This window comes from Pseudomonas sp. E1MeOHC2 (genome assembly GCF_058745025.1).
This window is the reverse complement of record NZ_CP196675.1, coordinates 342,459-363,316: the sequence shown is the minus strand read 5'-3', so window position 1 is coordinate 363,316 and position 20,858 is coordinate 342,459. Positions and strand designations below refer to the sequence as shown.

Below are 20,858 nucleotides of genomic sequence, written 5' to 3'. Positions count from 1 at the left end.
GGGCCGGCCAGCATAACAAAATCCGCGTTTTTCGGAAAAAACCAAGAACTTCATGCTGTTGCTGTGGTCTTCTGCCGTCATTTATCACCAGGCGGCCATGCCACATGAGCGCCGCCCACCGACCTCGGACACGTTTTCGCATGCTGCGATACCTGCTGACCTTCCTGCTGATGCTTGGGCTGACCTCTGCCGGTGCCGCCCACGCACGCCTGCCAGGGCCGCAGCAGAATATCCCGCCCAGCAAGTTGCGTGACCTGCAGCAGATTCGTGCGAGCAAAGTGTTGCGGGTGTTGGTCAATCAAAGCCGCAACAGCTCTGGCGAGGTCAAGGGCGAGCCCGTCGGCATCGAATACTACCGCCTGCGTGCGCTTGAGCATTACCTGAATGCGCGCGCCGCTGACGGGCAGCAGATCCAGCTGAAACTCATCCCTCGGGCCAAGGAGCAGTTGCTCGGTGCCTTGCAGCGCGGCGAGGGTGATCTGGCTGCGCCAGGCGAACTGCTCGACCCTGTGGTGGTGCGGGGCGTCAGCAGCAGCGCGCCGGTGCTGGACCAGGTGCCGTTGTTGCTGGTCGGGCGCAAAGGCGAGCGCAGCTTCAGCCATGTCGAGCAGTTGTCCGGCCGTACAGTGGCCCTGACCAGCGCCAGTGCTGCGGGCCCTTTGATCCAGCAGGTGAACCAGCAGCTGGCACTGCGCAAGCGTGCGCCGATCAAGGTGGAGTGGGTGGACTCCACCCTGGCAGTGGAGGATGTGCTGGAGATGGTCCAGGCCGGCATCTACCACCTGACGGTGGTAGAGCGCCCGATTGCCCAGCGATGGGCCAGGGTCATGCCGCGTCTGCGCTTGGACACGCGTGTGCACCTGGGTGCGCCGCAAGCCATGCGCTGGTATGTGGGGCGCGACGCGCCGCAGTTGCTGGCCACCGTCGATCGCTTTCTTCAGGGCTATCGCGCGCCAGATAACCAGGATGCCGCGTTCGAGCGTATCTACCGCCGCCAGTACCGTGTGCACAACCCCTTGGCCAGCAAGGATCGCCAACGCCTGAGCGCGGTGCGTGCGGTACTGCAGAAGCATGGCCAGGCTCAGCAGATCGACTGGCTCAATCTGGCCGCGCTGGGCTTCAAGGAATCGACACTCAACCCTTCGGCACGCGGCACCGGTGGTGCCCATGGCCTGATGCAGATCACGCCATCGGCCGCCCAGCGGGTAGGGGTGAGCAATACCGCCACGGTTGACGGCAATGTCCAGGCCAGTGCCCGCTACCTGGCGTTGATCCGGCGCAAGTTCTTCGCCAGCCCCCAGATCAACGAGCGAGAGCGCATGGCGTTCGTGCTGGCGGCCTACAACCTGGGGCCCGAGCGCGTCCAGGCCATGCGTGCCGAAGCGCGCCGGCGTGGGCTCAACGGCAACCAGTGGTTCTTCCAGACCGAGCGCATTGCGATGGAGCAGGTGGGCATGGGGCCGGTCAATTTCGTTAACAGTGTCAACAAGTACTTCCTGGCGTTCAACCGTGAACGTGCGGTGCTGGAGCGGGTAGCCAAGCGCTGATAAATCGATTTTATCGATTGTTATCTTGGGTTTTTTGCGATTTTTATATTCATTCAATTGATTATGATGGCGCCCATTCCAACACATCTTCCCGCTTTCAAGGACGCCTCAACATGAACACCACCACCCTCAACGCAGTAATCGCTACCCGTGCAGGCGCTGGCCTCAGCGTGATCCGTATCCTGGTCGGCCTCATCTTCATGGCGCATGGCGCGCAGAAGCTGTTCGGCCTGTTTGGCGGCTATGGCCTGGAGGGCACCGGCCAGTGGATGGAAAGCATCGGGCTGGCACCGGGTTACCTGATGGCCTTGCTGTCCGGCAGTGCCGAGTTCTTCGGCGGACTGGCCCTGGTGATCGGACTGCTGGCTCGCCCGGCCGCCCTGGCACTGTCGGTGACCTTGGTGGTGGCGATCTTCTCGGTGCACATCGGCAATGGCCTGTTCATGTCCAACAATGGCTATGAGTTTGCCTTGGCCCTGCTGGCCGGCACCCTGGCCGTGATGATCGAAGGTGCGGGCCGCTTCTCCCTCGACCGCCTGATCGCCCGCTGACAAGCGCTTGGCCTCAAGCTGCAACGTGCAGCTTGAGGCTTGAATCTTTGCGCGTGTAGCTCTAGCATACCGACTGCGCCGATTTAAACAGCTACTTGCGGGGCGCAGGAGAGGCCCCTCCAGGTCATCCGAAATACCGCTAAAGCGCTGGTTCGGTGACGCCTCCCACCGCTGCCCAGCGGGATTCGCGAGGCGGAGAGAAGCACCATGAGTTGCCCACGTAGCCCACGTACTAGTGTCTGCTTAAGCCCGTTGCCTGCCAGCCAGGCTTCACGCACACCGCGCATCCTGCTCGGTGGCCAGCATCAGCCCACCCTTTTGCGTCATCTCGAAGGCCTTTCACGTCGCAAGGGCCAGGCGCGTGCCTTTCTTATTCAGTTCACCGAAGCCTGCTGCCATCTCGCGCAGTACGGCAACGACCGTTTCGATCTGGCAGTGATCCAGGCCCCGGCCTCGGCCGAGGCTGCTGAAGTCATTGGCCACCTCACCCGCATCGCTCGTCAAGGCCTGATTACCCGCCGCTGAGGCGAACGCTATTGTGCGCAACCCATGTGCTTTTCAGTATCGGCCATCGCTGCAGTCTGAAGCTTGACGTGGCGGTGGCTGGTTTGGAGGCGTTTCAGGGTTTTGAGAATCGGGGGGTGTCTTCCACCGCACTGTATTCAATTGCGGTGATTTCCCAAAAGGCATCGCCCGTTGGCGTACGTACCACAATCTCATCCCCTACTACCTTGCCAATGCACGCACGTGCCATGGGTGAGTCGATAGAAATAAAATCGTTTCTATCGTAAATTTCATCGCCGCCTACAATGCGGAATTTCTTGCTCTCATCTGCCTCGTTGACAATAGTTACCCAGGCCCCAAAGAAAATCTTACCTTCTTGAGTGGGGGAGTAAGGCACGACACGAAGGTCTTCGATCCGCTTGCGGAGGTACCGTACACGGCGATCTATTTCCCTTAGCCTTTTTTTGTTGTACTGATAGTCCGCATTTTCACTTCGGTCGCCCAAAGACGCAGCCCAGGTTACTTTTCTAGTAATCTCCGGTCGCTCTTCACGCCACAGCCAATCCAGCTCATCTTTCAAGGATTGATAGCCAGCTTCAGTAATCAGATTAGTAGCCATGCTTTGCCTGTTATCGATTCAATGTCTGGTCACAATGCACGGGCTTGCGCCATGCACAGCGTCAGGAAGATCATTTACCCCTCACAGCTTTGCCAGCAGTTGCTGAAGTTTTTGTGTGGCATCACGCCCTGAGTAGGCGCGGCTCAGCAAATCGGTGGACATCGATTTGTACATGTCTACCGCTTGAGCCGAGGAGGTCACGCTGGCAATGCCCACATGGAGATTAGGCAGTTCGCCTAGGCGGTAGGGACTGACCGCCACGTAGCGCGTGGTGGGCTGTTCGAAGATCTGGAATGTGGCGCTGGGCAGTGCTTCATCGATCAGATAAATATTTGGATGATCGCTGTTCGAATCCACAACACTGATCAGGTTCTCGATTTCTCGTCGTGCCAGCAGCGCTCGCTCCATTCGCACGCTAGGCGGCAAATCCAAACGGCCTACCAAGCCAATGTGCAGATAGCGTTCGATCTGGCGCAAGCTGACGATGGACTTTACTTGGAATTTTTGTCGGGAAAAGGTGGATTTCCGTTCGTCGAGAATACTCAGTATCTGGTCCTCCATTGCCGCTTGCGCAGCACTGAAACCCTGAGGCCTGGCTTCGTAGAGCATCGTTTTGAACAGCTCAGAATACCCCGGCGTTGTCAGCAGGTACGAGAACGGGTCGAAGTAGGAGATGATACTGCTGGACCTGGCTTCAAGCTGCCGCATGCGCTCGAAGTACCCCAACGCATTGTCGAAGTATTCCGTGTCAGAGCCAAGCAGGCTAGTTAGCGACACTTTCAACAGTTCTGCCAAGCGTTCCAGCGTTTCGAGCTTTACGATTTTGCCGAGCTCAAGACGGTAGACGGCGGCACGCGAGATGCCGAGCTTCTCTGCGACCTGATCGGCGTTCAGCTGGCGGCCTATTCGAAATGCCCGAAGACGCTCGCCGATCGCTTCGTAATCAATCTGGTTCACTGAGAATCCTTATCATTTTTGGGTGAGTGCGCGTGTCCGACCAGATCGGCTTGACGAAGCCATGCTGCAAGTGTATCAATATTTAGACAGGCAAGGTTGTTCGTCTAAAAAATACAAAAAAGGCCGGCTCATGTCTACCCAACCCACTTCGCGCCGTTCTGCGGGTATGTGTCATAGAACCCAGCTCGCACCCTGTTGTAGCACTTCCTTGCCTGATTGCTTGGCTTTGGTCATCGAACCTTACAGCTAGGCAACATTCTTCTGCCCATTCGTAACCCAACAACCTGATTGGAGCTTCGGTAATGAAGACCAGCATCGGCGTGCCCGTGTTCGCGTTTTTTTTGACCCCCGTTGTCATGGCAGGCCAACCCCCAGCCTTCAGCGACACCTTCATCGGATATCGCTACAGCAGCCATTTCTCAGACCCTGGCAAGAAGAAGGACGTGGCGAAGCACATTGCCCAGCTCACCCATGTCAGCACCTACGCATTGGGCCAGCAATTTGCGAACCTGGACGTGTTCAAGTCGGATCACAATGACCCCAAAAAGGACAGCGACAGTGGCGCCACCGAGATTTATCTGACCTACCGCAATCAACTGCAGTACGGCCGGATTTTCGATAAACCTCTAGCCTTCGGCCCGGTTAGGGATGTTGCGTTGACCATGGGGTTGGATTGGAACACCAAGAACAACGCGTTCCAGTCGCGCAAGCGAATGGTGGTGATCGGTCCAACGCTCAAGTTCGCACTGCCGGCGGGTTTTCTCGACCTCAGCCTTTACTACGCACGGGAATGGAACCACTGCGGCCTCGACATCTGTGACTTACCTGGCAACCACTCATCGATGCTGTTCGATCCGTTCTATCAGTTGAACCTGACGTGGGGTGTCCCGTTTGCGGTCGGCAGCGTGCCGATGAAATTCCAGGGCTTTTACAGCTACAACACCGAGAAAGGTGATGACTACCGGAGCAACCCCACCGCTGATGAGCAACTGATGCGTACGTCCTTGATGATCGATGCAGGACAGCTGGTCGGGGCACGGAAAAACGTGTTCTGGATCGGGCCAGGATACGAATACTGGCGTAACAAGTTCGGCAATCGAAAGGGGGAGGGTATCGATGTGGACGCGCTTTCCATCAACCTGGAATGGCACCTTTAATGCTTATATCGCTTTGGTATGACTGAATAATCTAAATATTTAGACAGTCTCACGCACTAGCTGTACCCTGAAGAAAGCCCTTTGAAGGACCGGCAGGCGTAGTCCCTGGCGATCAAAGGCGCTGGGGCGTCTAAAAAACAATACAAAAAACAAGAGGTAGGCACGATGGCTTCGTCTGACAAGGTTCAAAAAAAGGATGCGTCACCGCACAAAGCGTTGATTGCGAGCGTGACGGGTTATGCCATGGACGGCTTCGACTTACTGATTCTCGGATTCATGCTGCCTGCGATCACCATCGGCCTTGCGCTGACCTCATCGGAGGCGGGCTCGCTGGTGACCTGGACGTTGCTGGGAGCGGTGGCAGGTGGACTGATTTTCGGCCAACTGAGCGATCGCTACGGCCGGGTTCGAATGCTGACCTTGTGTATCCTTACCTTTTCTATTTTCACCGGTCTCTGTGCGGTCGCCCAAGGCTATTGGGACTTGTTGATTTATAGAACCCTCGCAGGTTTCGGATTGGGAGGTGAATTCGGCATTGGCATGGCGCTGATTGCTGAGACCTGGCCAGCTCACCGGCGCAACCGAGCGTCTTCGTACGTGGGCATGGGATGGCAAGCGGGTGTTCTTGCCGCTGCTCTTCTCACCCCATTGCTTCTGCCTTACATCGGCTGGCGTGGCATGTTCCTGGTCGGCTTGCTGCCTGCTTTCGTTTCGCTCATTGTCCGCCACACGATGAGTGAGCCGGCTGAGTTCGTGAAGGCTGCGGCTGATCCTGTTCCATTTGCCCGGCGATTCACTGACCTGTTCAAAGATCGGCAGACCACCAAGGCCAGTATCGGGGTGATGGTACTGACTTCGGTACAGAACTTTGGCTACTACGGCCTGATGATCTGGATGCCCAGCTACCTGTCCAAAAAATTCGGCTTCTCGCTCATGGCGTCTGGTACCTGGACTGCAGTAACGGTGGTGGGCATGGCATTTGGGATCTGGTTGTTTGGTCAGCTGGCGGACCGCTTCGGCCGCAAAAAGATGTTCCTCCTTTACCAAGCCGGTGCAGCCTTAATGGTCATCGCCTATGCAAACCTTGATAACCCGACGGTGATGCTGTTCGCCGGCGCACTCATGGGGGTTTTCGTAAACGGCATGATCGGCGGCTATGGCGCTTTGATTTCAGACCTCTACCCGGCGCAGATTCGGGCCACAGCGCAGAACGTACTCTTTAACATTGGACGGGCCGCAGGCGGCTTCGGTCCTCTGGTGGTGGGGGCTGTGGCGCTCCATTACTCGTTCTCTGCCGCGATCATGCTGCTCTCGTCGCTTTACGTTGTGGCGATGGCCGCTACGGTCTTTCTGCTTCCTGCCTGTCAAAGCGAACAGCTGAAAAAGCCTCAGCCGGCTTAACTATCGAAGCCGACTATCAGGATGGCTTGTCTTATTTGTATCAAAAATTAGACATGGCGGTTTGGCTTCAGTACATTAACCCCAGGTAATCCCTGGAAAATCGCTTTATCTGCCGCCTCTACGTCGAGGCGGCAATTTCTATTGACCGTGCTGTATAAAAAATTAGACAAATGCGAGGCCACTTAAATGAATGTGATTTCCGGTTGCTGCCAGGCCACTGCCATCACCCCACCTAACGACACGTTGGCAGTCGTCATCTCCAACGAATGGGTCAACGATGAGTACAAGCGCCTAGTGCTTCAAGCCGACGGCGCTGCATGCCAGTCGCTGCCGGGGCAGTTCTTCAACCTGCTGTGCCCAAACGAAGGGGAGAACAAGCCGTACTTCCGTCGACCGATGAGCACCTACAAGGCTGACCCCAGCAATGGCCAAGTCGAGTTCTTGTACAAGGTGACAGGCAAAGGCACTTACGGTCTGGAAACGCTCCGCAAATCGCAGACGTTGGAGATTCTGGGGCCACTGGGTAAGGGTTTCGAGCTGGACCCTTCCTGGGGGCACATGATCATCGTGGCTCGCGGTGTTGGCTTAGCCACGCTCGCACCACTGGCTGAGGCTGCGCATCAGATGGGTATCCGACTGACCGCCGTGCTGAGTGCCCGCAGTGAGAAAAGCCTGCTTTCACGTGACCGATTCGCCTCGCTCGGCGCTGATGTACAGGCAGTGCTGGACGAAAACGGCAGCAGCGCACCAGAGCAACTGGAGCCGCTGCTGAGACAAATCATCGCGCGAGAGAAAACCAACGCGCTCTTTACCTGCGGTTCGAAGCGGCTGACCCGTCTGCTCAAGAAACTCAGCGCCGAGCTTGGCTTGGTAGGCCAAGTGGCACTTGAACAGCAGATGGTCTGCGGTCTGGGCATGTGTCAGTGCTGCGTCGAAGTGTTCGAGGTCGATGGGCTGATGGTGGGGAAGCGGGTGTGTCTTGAAGGCCCGGTGTTTGACCTGGCGGAGGTGGTGTGATGATTGATCTCAGCGTACAAGTCGGCGGACTGCGCCTGAAAAACCCGGTAATGCCAGCGTCGGGCACCTTCGCAGAGGAGCTGACTCACCTGCTGGATTTCAACCAGCTCGGTGCCCTGGTCACCAAGACCATCACATCAGAAAAGCGAACCGGAAACCCGATGCCACGCGTCTGTGAGTTGGCGGACGGGATGATGAACGCGATCGGCATCCCAAGTAAGGGTGCTGATCTGTTCATTGACAAGGTCGTTCCGTTCTACCGGGATTTCGATTCGCCGCTGATCGTGAGCATCTCGGCCCCAACGGCTCAAGGCTTTGCCGAGCTAGCTGCCCGGCTGAGTGATGTGCCTGGTGTAGCAGGTATCGAAGCAAACATCTCTTGCCCTAACTTGGAGGCTCATGGCCAGTCGTTTGGCATGCAGGCTGAAAGTACCCGAAACGTAGTCGCACTGATGCGCCAGGTCACCTCGCTCCCGCTGTGGGTCAAGCTGACCCCTAACGCTGGAGACGTCGTTTCGGTTGCACGGGCTGCGCAAGACGCCGGTGCAGATGCCGTGGTGGTGGGTAATACGTTGCTCGGGCTCTGCATCGATATCGAGCAGGGTCGTGCAAGGCTCGGGAATTTCATGGGAGGTATCTCGGGGGCGGCTATTCGACCGCTGATGGTTCGCTTGACCTACCAATGCGCTCAGGCTCTGGAAATCCCGGTCATTGGCTGCGGCGGCATCTCCACGGCTGATGATGCGTTGGAATTCATCTATGCCGGCGCATCGGCTGTCCAGGTGGGGACGGCAACCTTCCTTCACCCCAAGACCATGAACACGATGGTGGGTGAGTTGGCGGCCTTCTGTCAGCGTAAAGGTGTTTCTTCTATTAGCGCGCTGATCGGGGCTCTGGATGACTCGCCCGCAGAACCGTTCGGAGCACTGCCATGACTGCCCAATGGCGTGAGCAGGCCGAAAAGCTGTTCAACGATGTCGCATCGCTGTCCCGCGATGCCCACGAAGGCATCACTCGGGAAAGCTATGGCCCGGGCGAAAACGACACCATTGCTTACCTGACCGATTTCGCTTTGACGCAGGGTCTTGATGTGGTGCCTGACCGCGCTGGCAATGTGATCTTCAAACGCAAAAGCGACAATGGTCAGCCTGCTTTGTGGTACGGCTCGCATCTTGATTCAGTCCCCCAAGGCGGCAATTACGATGGACTGGCCGGCGTTGTCGCAGGTCTGCTTTGCCTGTGCCGACTGGACCAGGAAAAAGTAGAAACGGCGCAACCCATTCGCGTCATTGGCCTGCGGGGCGAAGAGAGCGCCTGGTACGGCAAGTCGTACATCGGGTCGCGAGCGCTGCTTGGCGGGCTGACTGATCAGGACCTTCGCCTGACCAACCGCTTCAGTAAACGTACGCTTGCTGAAGCGATGGAGGCGGCGGGTGCAGATCTTGAGGCCATTCGGCGCCAAGAGTGGCTTATCGATCGCTCGCAGTTTGCCGGCTACCTCGAAATCCACATTGAGCAAGCCGAGTCGCTGGAGCGTATGGGGGAAGCCCTGGGTGTCGTTCCCGGCATCCGCGGGAATGTCCGTCATAACCAGGTCCGTTGCCTGGGTGAAGACGGCCACTCAGGTGCTGTCGCTCGCGAAGACCGCCACGACGCCGTGTTTGCCGTGAGTGAGCTCGTTGCTCGAATCGACGAGCTGTGGAGAGCATTCATCGCGGCCGAACGCGATCTGGTGGTTACCGTCGGTACTCTCGGAACCAATGCCGCCCACCACGCTGTCTCGCGCATCCCCGGCGAAGTCAGCTTCAGCCTCGAAATGCGCAGCCTGCATCATGAAACGCTTGAGGCGTTTTATGCGGCGGCGCTGGCCGAGACCAAAGCAATCGAAGCGTCTCGCCAGGTTCGCTTCGAATTCGACAAGCGAATCGATACGGCCCCCGCAGCTATGCATGCCCCCTGGACAGACGTTCTCGTTCGACACGCCCGTGAGAAAGGCTGGAAAGGCGTGCTCATCCCTAGCGGTGCTGGTCATGACGCAGCGGTTTTCGCGAACGTCGGCATCCCTAGCGCAATGATCTTCATCCGTAATCAGCATGGGTCTCACAACCCTCATGAAGCAATGGGGTTGGACGATTTCCTGGCGGCGACGCAGGTGCTGTATCTGTCTACATTGGAGCTGAAACCATGACCGTGCGAGATAACGCTTGGCTGATCCGTAATGCAACTTTGGTCAACGAAGGACGCAGTTGGGTCGGGGATCTTCGAGTGCGAAATGGTCGCATCGATGCCATCGGCGAAGCCTTCGAACAGCGGCCTGGAGAGGCACTGATCGACGCGACTGGCCTGTGGCTGCTGCCGGGGATGATCGATGATCAAGTGCACTTCCGGGAGCCTGGCCTGACCCATAAGGCTGACATCGCCAGTGAGTCTCGGGCCTGTGCAGCGGGTGGTATCACCAGCTTCATGGAAATGCCCAATACCAAGCCCGCCGCGCTGGATCGTGCAAGCCTGGAAGCGAAGTACGCTATTGCTGCTGAGTCGAGTGTCGTGAACTACGCCTTCTACATGGGCGCAAGCAACGACAACCTGGAAGCGATTCGTGAGATTGATCCGGCCAGCACGCCAGGTTTGAAGGTGTTCATGGGGGCATCGACCGGCAACATGCTGGTCGACAACCCAGCAGTGTTGAACGAGATCTTCCGTGTCTGCCCGGTGCCGATCATCACGCACTGTGAAGATACGCCAATGATCAACGCGGCGTTGGAGAAAGCCAAAGCGCGCTTCGGCGACGACATTCCAGCCCGTGAACACCCGCTGATTCGTTCACGCGAGGCATGCATCAAATCTACTCGTCTGGCCATTGAGTTGGCACGCAAGCACGGTACTCGACTCCATGTGCTGCACATCTCCACCGCAGAGGAGCTTGAGCTGTTTGAACCAGGGCCAATCGCAGGCAAGCGCATTACCGCTGAGACCTGTGTGCATTTCCTACACTTCACCGATCACGACTATGACCGACTGGGCTTTTTGATCAAGTGCAACCCGGCCATCAAGTCTGCGCATGACCGAGATGCCATCGTGAAGGCGCTGGCTGAAGGCCGCCTCGACGTTTTGGCTACAGACCACGCGCCGCATCTGCTTGACGAGAAGCAAGGCAATTACAGCCAGGCGCCATCAGGCATTCCGCTCGTCCAGTATGCACTGCAAAGCGCCTTGGAGCGTGTATTCCAAGGCGAGCTGACCCTCGAACGACTGGTTGAAGTCGTGAGTCATGCGCCGGCTGAACTGTTCCAGGTGAGCCGCCGCGGCTATCTGCGCGAAGGCTACGCAGCTGACCTGGTTCTTGTTGATCCTCAGCGTCCGCACTACGTGACCAACGATGAGGTGCTTTCCAAGTGCGGCTGGACGCCTTTCGATGACACCGCATTTTCTTCGAGCATCGTCGCCACCTTTGTGAATGGCGAACGAGTGTGGGATGGGGCAGCGGTAGACGGTTCGGTACGTGGCCAGCGCCTTTCTTTCACCGCCCGCGCTGAGCGTGCTTAGTGCCCAACAAGAGGTTTAGGTAAGTATGAACTTTTCAGAAATGGTGCAACGTTTCGCCGCCGCTCTCCCTGGCACCGACTCGTTCAAGCACGCCAACACGCACTGCGAAACCATCATCCAGAATGAGCCCTTCCAAGCCTGTGCAGCGTTCTTGATTGCCGGGTTCTGCCGAACCTACGTACTCATTTATGAGGACCAAGCACTGGAGGTTGATTTCGCCAGGCGTAACCACCGCCAGTTGCTGGAATACATGAATAAGCTGGACATGGCGTTGGCCACCCAAGACCACACTGTTGTTCACCAGGCGTTGATAGACGTGGTTGAAGACTACGCAAAAAGCGATCGAATTTTTTAAGCGCCTCGTTCGCTGCGTAAGGATGAAAGGGGTGCCACGCACACCCGTAACATCCTTGCGCGGCAATACCTGATAAAAACAAGTCCGCCCAGCCGTAAGCTCGGGGCCAGACCCTTGTAGGATGCCGCAATGAGTCTCAAAAACGATGCTCTCGAATACCATGCCCAGCCACGTCCTGGGAAACTCAGCGTAGAGCTCTCGAAGCCTACCGCCACCGCCCGCGACCTCTCTTTAGCCTACAGCCCGGGTGTTGCCGAACCCGTGCGCGAAATTGCCCGTGAGCCTGAGCTGGCCTACTCGTACACCGGCAAGGGCAACCTGGTCGCGGTGATTTCCGATGGCACCGCCATCCTGGGCCTGGGTGACCTTGGCCCACTGGCCTCGAAACCGGTCATGGAAGGCAAGGGTGTTCTGTTCAAGCGTTTCGCTGGCATCGACGTGTTCGACATCGAAGTCGAGTCACAAAGCCCGCAAGCTTTCATCGACACCGTTCGCCGCATTTCGATCACCTTCGGTGGCATCAACCTCGAAGACATCAAGGCCCCAGAGTGCTTCGAGATCGAACGCACCCTGATCGAGCAGTGCGACATCCCGGTCTTCCACGATGACCAGCACGGCACCGCGATCGTCACCGCCGCCGGCATGATCAACGCCCTGGAAATTGCCGGCAAGAAGCTGGAAGACGCCAAGATCGTCTGCCTGGGGGCCGGCGCTGCCGCCATCTCGTGCATGAAGCTGCTGATCAGCATGGGCGCGAGCGCTATCAATATCCTCATGGTCGACCGCAGCGGCGTGATTCACGCTGGTCGCGACGACCTGAACCGGTACAAGGCCCAATTCGCGCAGGCGACCGACAAGCGTACCCTGGCTGATGCCCTGAACGGTGCCGACGTGTTCGTTGGCCTGTCGGGCCCGAACCTGCTGAGCGCAGAAGGCCTGAAGTCGATGGCGGCCAACCCGATCGTGTTCGCCTGCTCGAACCCCGATCCGGAAATCGCCCCAGAGCTGGCTCATGCCACCCGTAACGATGTGATCATGGCCACCGGTCGTTCCGACTACCCGAACCAGGTCAACAACGTGCTGGGGTTCCCGTTCATCTTCCGTGGCGCCCTGGATGTTCGCGCCAAGCGCATCAACGAAGAAATGAAGATTGCCGCCGCCATTGCCTTGAAAGACCTGGCCAAACTGCCAGTGCCGAAGGAAGTCTGCGAAGCCTACGGCGTCGAGGGCTTGGAATTCGGCCGTGAGTACATCATTCCGAAGCCGCTGGATGCTCGTCTGATCACCGTGGTGGCCGATGCGGTAGCACGCGCTGCGATTGAGTCGGGTGTGGCCACCCTCCCGTACCCAACGCATTACCCGCTCTCATCCGTTTCTGAGGTGTTCGACGGCCTGTAAATCTCGACTTTCCAGTACTTGCGCCAAGGGCGCCTGCGTTATCGCCGGCGCCTTTTTTCTGCACGGCTTTTCACCCCTCCCGTAACACCGTCAACGGGCTGGCATTGAGCGCCCGCCTTGTGCCGAGCACCCCTGCGCCACCCACCAGCACTGCCCCTGCCAGCGGTAGCACGAGCAGCCACGGGTGTGGGGTCCACTGCAGGTCGAAGGCATAGCGGTACAACACCAGCGTGATCAGTTCGCAACCCAGTGCCGCAAGCAGCCCGCTGGCGGCACCCAGCAGGCCGAACTCGATACGCCGTGCCTTGACCAGCAATGGCCGCGCCGCGCCCAGTGCGCGCAGCAGGGCGCCTTGGCGAATCCGTTCGTCCAGCGTTGCCTGCAAGCCCGCGAACAGCACCGCTAACCCTGCCGCCAGGACAAACAACAGCACGTATTCGACCGCCAGGGTGACTTGGGCGAGGATGCTGCGCAGCTGATCAAGCAAAGCGTCTACTTGCAAGATGGTCACCGCCGGGAAAGCCCGCGACAGGGCGACCACATCCAGGTCATGGCCCGGGGCGAGGTAGAAGCTGGTGAGGTAAGTCGTTGGCAACCCTTGCAGGGTTCCAGGCTGGAAGATCATGTAGAAATTCGGCTGGAAACTGTCCCAATGCACGCTGCGCAGGCTGCTGACCCGGGCCTGGCGTTGCTGGCCGCCAATGTCGAAGGTGAGCAGATCGCCCAGTTGCAGCTTCAGGCTGGTGGCCAACTCCGTCTCCACCGATACACCGGGGATCTCGTTGCCCGAAGGCAGGGCTTGCCACCAGTTGCCTGCCGTCAGTTGGTTGCCATCGGGCAGCTCGGCGGCCCAGGTCAGGCTGAGGTCGCGTTGCACGGCCCGCTCGCCTGCGGAGTCCTTGCTGACGATTTGCTGCACCGGCTGCTGGTTTATCTGGATCAGGCGGCCGGGTGTCACTGGATAAAGCGGTGCGGAGCTTGCGTTGACCTGCTGCAGGCGTTGGGCGAAGGGCTCGCGATCATCCGGCAGGATATTCAGGGCAAAGTGGTTGGGGGCGTCCTTGGGTAGTTGCGCTTGCCAGGTGTCGAGCAGTTCGGCGCGCAGTAGCGCCACCAGCGCCATGGCCAGCAGGATCAGGCCAAAAGCCAGGGCCTGGCCCGCAGCCGCCAAGGGATGGCGCAACAGTTGCCCCAGCCCGAGGCGCCAGGCCAGTGGTGCGCCGACCAACAATTGGCGCAGGCTACGCAGGCCCAGTAGCAGCAGGCCGCCAAGTACCACCGCGGCGACCAGGCCGCCGCCCAGCAATGCAAAGGTCAGCAGCAGGTCGAGGCTCAGGCGCCACATGATCAGGCCCAGGGTCAGCAGGGCGGCGCCATACACCAGCCAACTGCTGGGCGGCACGGGCAGCAGGTCACGGCGTAGCACCCGTAGCGGGGGCACCTGGCCGAGGGCGGCAATTGGCGGCAGGGCGAAACCGGCCAGGGCCACCAGCCCAGTGCCGATGCCGGCCAGCGCCGGTACGATTCCGCCTGGTGGTACCACGCTCGGCAGCAGGCCGTGCAACAAGCGGAACAGGCCCAATTGCGCCAGCCAGCCGAGCAGGGCGCCTGCCACGGCGGCCACCAGGCCAAGCATGGCCAGTTGTAGGCAGTACAGGCCCAGTGCCTGCCGACGGGAGAGGCCCAGGCAGCGAAGTAGCGCACTGGCATCCAGGCGTCGGGCGGCGTAGCGGCTGGCCGACATGGCCACGGCGACGCCGGCCAGCAGTACCGCCACCAGGCTTGCCATGTTCAGATAGCGCTCGGCCTTGCTCAGGGCGCCACCGATCTGCTGGTTGCCGTCGCGGGTGTCGCGCAGTCGCTGGCTGGCTGCCAGGTCTTTCTCCACGGCCTGGCGATACTGGGCCAGCGCTTCGACGTCGCCGCGCCACAGGTCGCGGTAGGACACCCGGCTACCGGGCTGGATTACCCCGGTCGCCTGCAGGTCCGCCAGGTTCATCATCACCCGCGGGGTGAGGCTATAGAAGTTATTGGCGCGGTCCGGCTCGTAGGTCAGCACGCGGCTCATGCGCAAGGTTTTCATGCCCACATCGATGCTGTCGCCGATCGACAGCCCCAGTGCGGCCAGCAGCCTCGGTTCGACCCAGGCCTCGCCTGGTGCCGGGCCGCCACCGGGGGCTTCCTCGGCATAGGGTGCTGCGGCGCTGCGTACCTGGCCGCGCAAGGGGTAGGCACCGTCGGCTGCCTTGACGCTGGACAGCTGGATACCGCTATCGCCGCCCACCACACTGGTGAACTCGACCACCTGTGCGTGGCGCAAGCCGAGTGATGTGCCGGCAGTGATCTGCTCGTCGCGGGCCGGCGAGCTGCCTTGCAGCACCAGGTCGGCGCCGAGGAACTCGCTGGCGCGCAGCTGCATGGCGCCGTTGAGGCGGGCACCGAAGTAACCGATGGCGGTGCTGGCGGCAACGGCCACCAGCAGGGCGAAGAACAGCACGCGCACTTCGCTGGCGCGGATGTCGCGCAGCAATTGGCGTAGCGCCAGGCCGCACAGTCGGGAGAAGGGCATGCTGGTCATCGGGCTTAGACCTCCACCGGGGCCACCAGGCGCCCGGCGTCCAGGCGGATCAGGCGTCGGCAGCGTCTGGCCAGGCGTTCGTCATGGGTGACCAGCACCAGGGTCGTGCCGCGTTCCTTGTTCAATTCGAACAACAGGTCGCTGATGCGCTCGCCGGTATGGCTGTCCAGGTTGCCGGTGGGCTCGTCGGCGAACAGCACGGCAGGATGCGCGGCGAAGGCGCGGGCGATGGCCACCCGTTGCTGCTCGCCGCCGGACAACTGGCGCGGCGTGTGGCTCAGGCGCTTGCCCAGGCCGACCCGTTCGAGCAGGGTGCGGGCGTGCTCGCGGGCATCGCGACGGCCGTCCAGCTCAAGTGGCAGCATGACGTTCTCCAGGGCATTGAGGCTGTCGAGCAGTTGGAACGACTGGAACACGAACCCGACATGCTCGGCGCGCACGCGGGCGCGCTGGTCCTCGTCCAATGGCCCCAGGTCGTGCCCGGCGAGGATGACCTTGCCGGCGCTGGGCCGGTCGAGGCCGGCAAGCAGGCCGAGCAGGGTCGACTTGCCCGAGCCCGAAGCGCCGACGATGGCCAGGCTGTCGCCCTGGGCGAGGTCTAGGGAAAGTGCGTGGAGGATGGTCAGGTCGCCTTCCGCGCTGGGGACCACTTTGCTAAGGTTCTGCGCAACGAGAATGCTGGGGCCCATGGAGAATCCAATGCGAATGTGGTGGTTGAGTGCCGGTCTGGCCTTGTGTTGCCTGGCCCAGAGCGCCACGGCGGGAACGGTGCTGGTGGTGGGCGATAGTATCAGCGCCGGTTTTGGCCTGGATAGCCGCCAAGGGTGGGTCTCTTTGTTGCAGACCCGGCTCAAGGACGAAGGTTTCGATGATCAGGTGGTCAATGCCTCGATCAGCGGCGACACCAGTGCAGGGGGGCAGGCGCGGCTACCGGCGCTGCTTGCAGCGCACAAACCGGCAGTGGTGGTGCTGGAGTTGGGGGGGAATGATGGGCTGCGCGGGCAGCCGCCGGAGCAATTGCAACAAAATCTTGCTTCGATGATCGAGCGTGCCCGGCAAGCTGGCGCCAAGGTGCTGCTGCTTGGGATGCGCCTGCCGCCCAACTATGGCGTGCGTTACACCACGGCGTTCGCCCAGGTGTATGAGCAGTTGGCGGTGGAAAAACAGGTACCGTTGGTGCCGTTTTTCCTGGAGGGCGTAGGGGGTGTGCCGGAGTTGATGCAGGCCGATGGCATCCACCCGACGCAAGGTGCCCAGCAGCGCTTGTTGGAAAATGCCTGGCCGGCGATAAAACCCTTGCTGTGACGCTTTAAACGGGGCCGGCTTTCGGCTAAGGTTGCGCCCCCCGTTTCGAGAGCCCCCGATGCCGCGCCCTGCCTGGTCCCTTTATGCCTACCAACTGATCGAGCCTGACGAACAGCTCGACCTGTTTGCCTGCCAGGAAATCCGCGTCCACCTGGCGGCTCGCCAGCTTGAGCTGGGCGTGCCGGTCGACCGTACCCTGTGCGGCGGCCTGCTGCCCGCACAGCCGCGGTGGTCGGGTGTGCAACGCTCGATCTACCGGGACAACCGGCTGTGCACGCTTTGCCGCGCCATTCTAGACGCACAGCGGCGCGGCATGCGCCCGGTGTGGCCGCAGCTTTGACGCGTAACCTGACACACCTTTCATCATCTGAAACGCTTGCATGATGCCAATGCCTCCCGCTTGCATCGAGGCGGGTGTACAATCGATCCTCTTGACCCACCTTTCGAAGGATTTACCGGATGTTGCCGCGCTTTCCTGCCGTCACCCGTAGCCTGTCCCTGGCCACCCTGCTGGTAGCGGGCCCCGCTGCTGCGCTGGAACTGCCACTGCCACCCCCCGGTGAAGACATCGTCGGCCAGGTGCAGGTGATCAAGGCTAAGTACGAGGACACGTTCGCCGACATTGGCACTGCCAACGACCTCGGCTACCTGGAAATGATCGCCGCCAACCCGGGCGTCGACCCCTGGTTGCCCGGCGCCGGTACCGAGATCATCCTGCCGACCCGCTATGTGCTGCCGCCAGGCCCGCGCGAAGGCGTCGTCATCAACCTTGCCGAATACCGCCTGTACTACTTCCCGAAAGGGCAGAACGTGGTGCATACCTACCCGTTGGGCATCGGTCGTGAAGGGTGGGGGTCGCCGATTGCCAACACCAAGATCACCGCCAAGACCCCGAACCCGACCTGGACGCCGCCGGCCTCCATCCGTGCAGAGCACGCCGCCGATGGCGACATCCTGCCGACAGTGGTACCGGCGGGGCCCGACAACCCGTTGGGGCCTTTCAAGTTCACGCTGGGTGTACCGGGTTACCTGATCCACGGTTCGAACAAGAAGTTCGGCATTGGCATGCGTACCAGTCATGGTTGCTTCCGCATGCTCAACAACAACGTACTGGAGCTTTCGAAGATGGTCCCGGTCGGTACACCGGTGCGCATCATCAACGAGCCTTACAAGTTCGGCATCAGTGCCGGCAAGGTCTATCTCGAAGCGCACACTCCGCTGGACGATCAGGGCAACCCGTCAGTGGTGGATAAACACACGGCGGTCATCAATGCCTTGCTCAAGCGTGAAGACCTGGCGAACAACCTGCGGATGAACTGGGACATGGTGCGTGATGTGGTCGCTGCTGAAGATGGCATGCCCGTCGAGATTGCCGTGCCGGTCGAAAATCAGGGTACCGCACCGATGGTTACGAGCATCCCGCCCGAACTGCAATAAGGGTTTGCGAGCTGCCCAGGGCCTGCCGTAGTGCAGGCCTTTTCGTTTGTGCGCTGCCTGTTGAGCGGCAATAAAAAAGCCGACCCACAAGTGGGTCGGCTTCATAACAATCCGTGAGGACTATTACTTGCGGCTGGCTTTGTCCAGCATACGCAGAGCGCGCTCGTTGGCTTCGTCAGCGGTCTGCTGAGCCTTCTGAGCGGCTGCCAGTGCGTCGTCAGCCTTACGGTAGGCTTCGTCAGCACGAGCTTGAGCGCGAGCTGCTGCGTCTTCAGTCGCAGTCAGACGAGCTTCGGTTTCTTTGGATACGCTGCTGCAACCGGTAGCCAGAACTGCGGCCAGAGCCAGAGCAGAGAATTTCAGAACGTTGTTCATCGTGTTCCCCTTCAAGGACTTTCTATTAAAGAGCCATCTCTCGGAAAAGAGAAACTGGCCGGCGTACATAGTACCCATTACTTGTAGTAAGTAAACTGACTGAGCGCAAGAACTGCAAAAAAAATGTTGCTCCAGGTCACGCCGACAAGAATTGCGACGCGTTTGTGAAAAAAACGTACAGGGAGCGCAAGCGATTGTAGTGCTGAAACTTTTTTGTTGAACTAACGGTGACTTTGACTGTCCTTGAGCGTCTTAAGGCCTAGAACATCCGGCGGCTGTTGGCGTACCGGGAAGAGTCGGTTGAACCACGGTTCTCGCCAATTTTAACCGCTGCCACCTTGAGCAATCCTGCGTGCCGCGCCTACTATCTTGTGAGTGCCGGAGGCAGAACGTTTGCAATCGCCTTGCGGTCCAAGGGGCAACAGGTGGCGTAGAGGATTCTGTGCCGGATAAACCACCATCGGTTAAGGTATGGGTCTGCCGAGAAGACCTGCGAGGAGTAGTGATGAGCGAAGCGCTGACCATCCACCATGACCAGGCCGGTCATCAGTTCGAGACCAACGTGGACGGTCATCGTGCCTATCTGACGTACATGGATCTGGGCAAGCAGACGCTGGACATCTATCGCACCTTCGTGCCTAACGCCCTGCGCGGGCGTGGTATTGCCGCAGCACTGACCGAGCGGGCCCTGGAGTATGCCGAGCAGATGGGCTACACGGTGATCCCGTCGTGCTCTTATGTAGAACGCTACATGGAGCGTCAGCAGCGTCACTCGAGCAAGGTTTGATCGACTAAAAAGAAGGGGCCGTTCGCGGCCCCTTTTTTATTGCTCTTCAGCCGCGCTGGCGCTGCGGCAGTACATCCTTGAGCTTGGCGTGCATGCTGCGCAGGGTCTTCTCGGTGGCGGACCAGTCGATGCAGGCGTCGGTCACCGAAACACCATATTGCAGTTCGTTCAGGTCTTTGGGGATCGACTGGCAGCCCCAGTTCAGATGGCTCTCGACCATCAGGCCAATGATCGACTGGTTGCCTTCAAGGATCTGGTTGGCGACGTTTTCCATCACCAGTGGCTGCAGGGCCGGGTCCTTGTTGGAGTTGGCGTGGCTGCAGTCGACCATGATGTTGGCCTTGATCTTGGCCTTGGCCAGGTCCTGTTCGCACAGCGCGACGCTGACCGAATCGTAGTTCGGCTTGCCATTGCCGCCGCGCAGTACCACGTGACCGTAAGGGTTACCCTTGGTGGTGACGATGGATACGCCGCCTTCCTGGTTGATGCCGAGGAAGCGGTGCGGTTTGGATACCGACTGCAGGGCGTTGATCGCAACGGTCAGGCCGCCATCGGTGCCGTTCTTGAAACCGACTGCCGAAGACAGGCCCGAAGCCATTTCCCGGTGGGTCTGGGATTCGGTGGTACGGGCGCCAATCGCCGACCAGCTGATCAGGTCCTGCAGGTACTGCGGGGAAATCGGGTCGAGTGCTTCGGTGGCTGTCGGCAGGCCCATTTCAGCCAGGTCCAGCAGCAGTTGGCGACCGATGTGCAGGCCATCCTGAATCTTGAACGAGTCATCCAGGTACGGGTCGTTGATCAGGCCTTTCCAGCCAATGGTGGTGCGCGGTTTCTCGAAGTACACGCGCATGACCAGGTACAGGGTGTCGGACACCTCCGCCGCCAATACCTTCAGGCGTTCGGCGTACTCGTGGGCAGCCTTGATATCGTGGATGGAGCAGGGGCCGACCACGACGAACAGGCGATGGTCCTTGCCGTCGAGAATATTGCGCACCACTTCGCGGCCGGCAGTCACGGTCTGCAGGGCCTTGGCGCTGAGGGGGATTTCCTTCTTGAGCTGATCGGGGGTGATCAGGGTCTCGTTGGAGGCAACGTTTAAGTCGTCGATCGGTAAATCAGCCATCGTGTTACTCGTCAGGTCACGGGTGCCGGCCGCCAGCAATCCCCGTGCGGCCCAGCAGCAAGAATGTTCGCAGCGGGGAGCCGAACCTTAGCGCGTTACAGGGGGGCGCGACAATGGGCTTGACCCCGTCAACCCAGGGATTTTCCCTACGCTGGCGGTGCTGTGGCGCAATTGGGGTGCGCAGGGGGCACGAACCGGTGT

The 20,858-nt window shown here is 59.8% G+C and carries 21 protein-coding genes; 15 read left to right on the top strand and 6 right to left on the bottom strand.

All coding sequences use genetic code 11. The features are described 5' to 3' along the window. The first annotated feature begins 140 nt into the window (after window positions 1-140). From ACSSU5_RS01565 to ACSSU5_RS01555, 3 genes are all read left to right on the top strand, one after another. A complete protein-coding gene (locus ACSSU5_RS01565) occupies window positions 141-1,547 on the top strand; it encodes an MltF family protein (protein ID WP_264312584.1) in 1,407 nt (468 codons plus the stop codon). A 113-nt stretch (window positions 1,548-1,660) separates the two neighbouring features. Continuing rightward, entirely contained in the window at window positions 1,661-2,098 is a 438-nt protein-coding gene (locus tag ACSSU5_RS01560) for a DoxX family protein (protein WP_264312585.1), read from the top strand. 207 nt (window positions 2,099-2,305) lie between these two features. Then, on the top strand, window positions 2,306-2,623 hold the full coding sequence (locus ACSSU5_RS01555) for a hypothetical protein (RefSeq protein ID WP_264312586.1): 318 nt from the start codon (window positions 2,306-2,308) through the stop codon (window positions 2,621-2,623). Between the two features lie 94 nt (window positions 2,624-2,717). On the opposite strand, the gene greB is transcribed toward ACSSU5_RS01555, so the two are convergent. Next, window positions 2,718-3,221, bottom strand: coding sequence for a transcription elongation factor GreB (greB, locus tag ACSSU5_RS01550; protein WP_492560456.1), 504 nt, complete (start codon window positions 3,219-3,221; stop codon window positions 2,718-2,720). Window positions 3,222-3,302: 81 nt separating this feature from the next. Then, window positions 3,303-4,178: a helix-turn-helix domain-containing protein gene (locus tag ACSSU5_RS01545; protein ID WP_264312588.1), complete on the bottom strand. Its 876-nt coding sequence runs from the start codon at window positions 4,176-4,178 to the stop codon at window positions 3,303-3,305. Window positions 4,179-4,480: 302 nt separating this feature from the next. Here ACSSU5_RS01545 and ACSSU5_RS01540 point away from each other — a divergent pair, with 302 nt between their 5' ends. The 8 genes from ACSSU5_RS01540 (at window position 4,481) to ACSSU5_RS01505 (ending at window position 13,052) form a co-directional block, all read left to right on the top strand. Next, complete coding sequence (locus ACSSU5_RS01540) at window positions 4,481-5,335, top strand: hypothetical protein (protein ID WP_492560455.1); 855 nt, start codon at window positions 4,481-4,483, stop codon at window positions 5,333-5,335. Window positions 5,336-5,500: 165 nt separating this feature from the next. Then, complete coding sequence (locus ACSSU5_RS01535; protein ID WP_264312590.1) at window positions 5,501-6,736, top strand: MFS transporter; 1,236 nt, start codon at window positions 5,501-5,503, stop codon at window positions 6,734-6,736. Between the two features lie 186 nt (window positions 6,737-6,922). Next, the gene (locus ACSSU5_RS01530; protein WP_492560454.1) at window positions 6,923-7,753 is read left to right on the top strand and encodes a dihydroorotate dehydrogenase electron transfer subunit; all 831 of its coding nucleotides are present in this window, start codon (window positions 6,923-6,925) and stop codon (window positions 7,751-7,753) included. After that, window positions 7,753-8,688 (top strand): dihydroorotate dehydrogenase, encoded by a 936-nt coding sequence (locus ACSSU5_RS01525; RefSeq protein ID WP_264312592.1) that lies wholly within the window; start codon window positions 7,753-7,755, stop codon window positions 8,686-8,688. The genes ACSSU5_RS01530 and ACSSU5_RS01525 overlap by 1 nt, the downstream gene beginning before the upstream one ends. Next, window positions 8,685-9,941: a Zn-dependent hydrolase gene (locus ACSSU5_RS01520; protein ID WP_492560453.1), complete on the top strand. Its 1,257-nt coding sequence runs from the start codon at window positions 8,685-8,687 to the stop codon at window positions 9,939-9,941. The genes ACSSU5_RS01525 and ACSSU5_RS01520 overlap by 4 nt, the downstream gene beginning before the upstream one ends. After that, on the top strand, window positions 9,938-11,299 hold the full coding sequence (locus ACSSU5_RS01515; protein ID WP_492560452.1) for a dihydroorotase: 1,362 nt from the start codon (window positions 9,938-9,940) through the stop codon (window positions 11,297-11,299). Before ACSSU5_RS01520 ends, ACSSU5_RS01515 begins: the two co-directional genes overlap by 4 nt. Before the next feature lie 25 nt (window positions 11,300-11,324). Next, window positions 11,325-11,654 carry a hypothetical protein gene (locus ACSSU5_RS01510; protein WP_264312595.1) on the top strand — a complete coding sequence of 110 codons (330 nt, stop codon included), beginning with the start codon at window positions 11,325-11,327 and terminating at the stop codon, window positions 11,652-11,654. A gap of 129 nt (window positions 11,655-11,783) precedes the next feature. Further along, complete coding sequence (locus ACSSU5_RS01505; protein ID WP_492560451.1) at window positions 11,784-13,052, top strand: malic enzyme-like NAD(P)-binding protein; 1,269 nt, start codon at window positions 11,784-11,786, stop codon at window positions 13,050-13,052. A gap of 70 nt (window positions 13,053-13,122) precedes the next feature. Here ACSSU5_RS01505 and ACSSU5_RS01500 read toward each other — a convergent pair whose 3' ends face one another. Beyond that, window positions 13,123-15,630 carry an ABC transporter permease gene (locus tag ACSSU5_RS01500; protein WP_264312597.1) on the bottom strand — a complete coding sequence of 836 codons (2,508 nt, stop codon included), beginning with the start codon at window positions 15,628-15,630 and terminating at the stop codon, window positions 13,123-13,125. Between the two features lie 5 nt (window positions 15,631-15,635). Beyond that, a complete protein-coding gene (locus ACSSU5_RS01495) occupies window positions 15,636-16,319 on the bottom strand; it encodes an ABC transporter ATP-binding protein (protein WP_492560450.1) in 684 nt (227 codons plus the stop codon). 10 nt (window positions 16,320-16,329) lie between these two features. On the opposite strand from ACSSU5_RS01495, the gene ACSSU5_RS01490 reads away from it, so the two are divergent. From ACSSU5_RS01490 to ACSSU5_RS01480, 3 genes are all read left to right on the top strand, one after another. Further along, window positions 16,330-16,935, top strand: a complete 606-nt coding sequence (locus tag ACSSU5_RS01490; protein WP_264312598.1) for an arylesterase — start codon at window positions 16,330-16,332, stop codon at window positions 16,933-16,935. Between the two features lie 58 nt (window positions 16,936-16,993). Continuing rightward, on the top strand, window positions 16,994-17,275 hold the full coding sequence (locus tag ACSSU5_RS01485) for a hypothetical protein (protein ID WP_264312599.1): 282 nt from the start codon (window positions 16,994-16,996) through the stop codon (window positions 17,273-17,275). A 119-nt stretch (window positions 17,276-17,394) separates the two neighbouring features. Beyond that, complete coding sequence (locus ACSSU5_RS01480; RefSeq protein WP_264312600.1) at window positions 17,395-18,372, top strand: L,D-transpeptidase family protein; 978 nt, start codon at window positions 17,395-17,397, stop codon at window positions 18,370-18,372. A gap of 123 nt (window positions 18,373-18,495) precedes the next feature. On the opposite strand, the gene oprI is transcribed toward ACSSU5_RS01480, so the two are convergent. Further along, window positions 18,496-18,747, bottom strand: coding sequence for an outer membrane lipoprotei OprI (oprI, locus tag ACSSU5_RS01475; protein ID WP_003259780.1), 252 nt, complete (start codon window positions 18,745-18,747; stop codon window positions 18,496-18,498). A 505-nt stretch (window positions 18,748-19,252) separates the two neighbouring features. On the opposite strand from oprI, the gene ACSSU5_RS01470 reads away from it, so the two are divergent. Next, window positions 19,253-19,534, top strand: a complete 282-nt coding sequence (locus ACSSU5_RS01470; protein ID WP_025338432.1) for a GNAT family N-acetyltransferase — start codon at window positions 19,253-19,255, stop codon at window positions 19,532-19,534. A 46-nt stretch (window positions 19,535-19,580) separates the two neighbouring features. Here the strand turns inward: ACSSU5_RS01470 and ACSSU5_RS01465 are convergent, their stop codons facing one another. Next, window positions 19,581-20,657 (bottom strand): 3-deoxy-7-phosphoheptulonate synthase, encoded by a 1,077-nt coding sequence (locus ACSSU5_RS01465; RefSeq protein WP_492560449.1) that lies wholly within the window; start codon window positions 20,655-20,657, stop codon window positions 19,581-19,583. Between the last annotated feature and the right edge of the window lie 201 nt (window positions 20,658-20,858).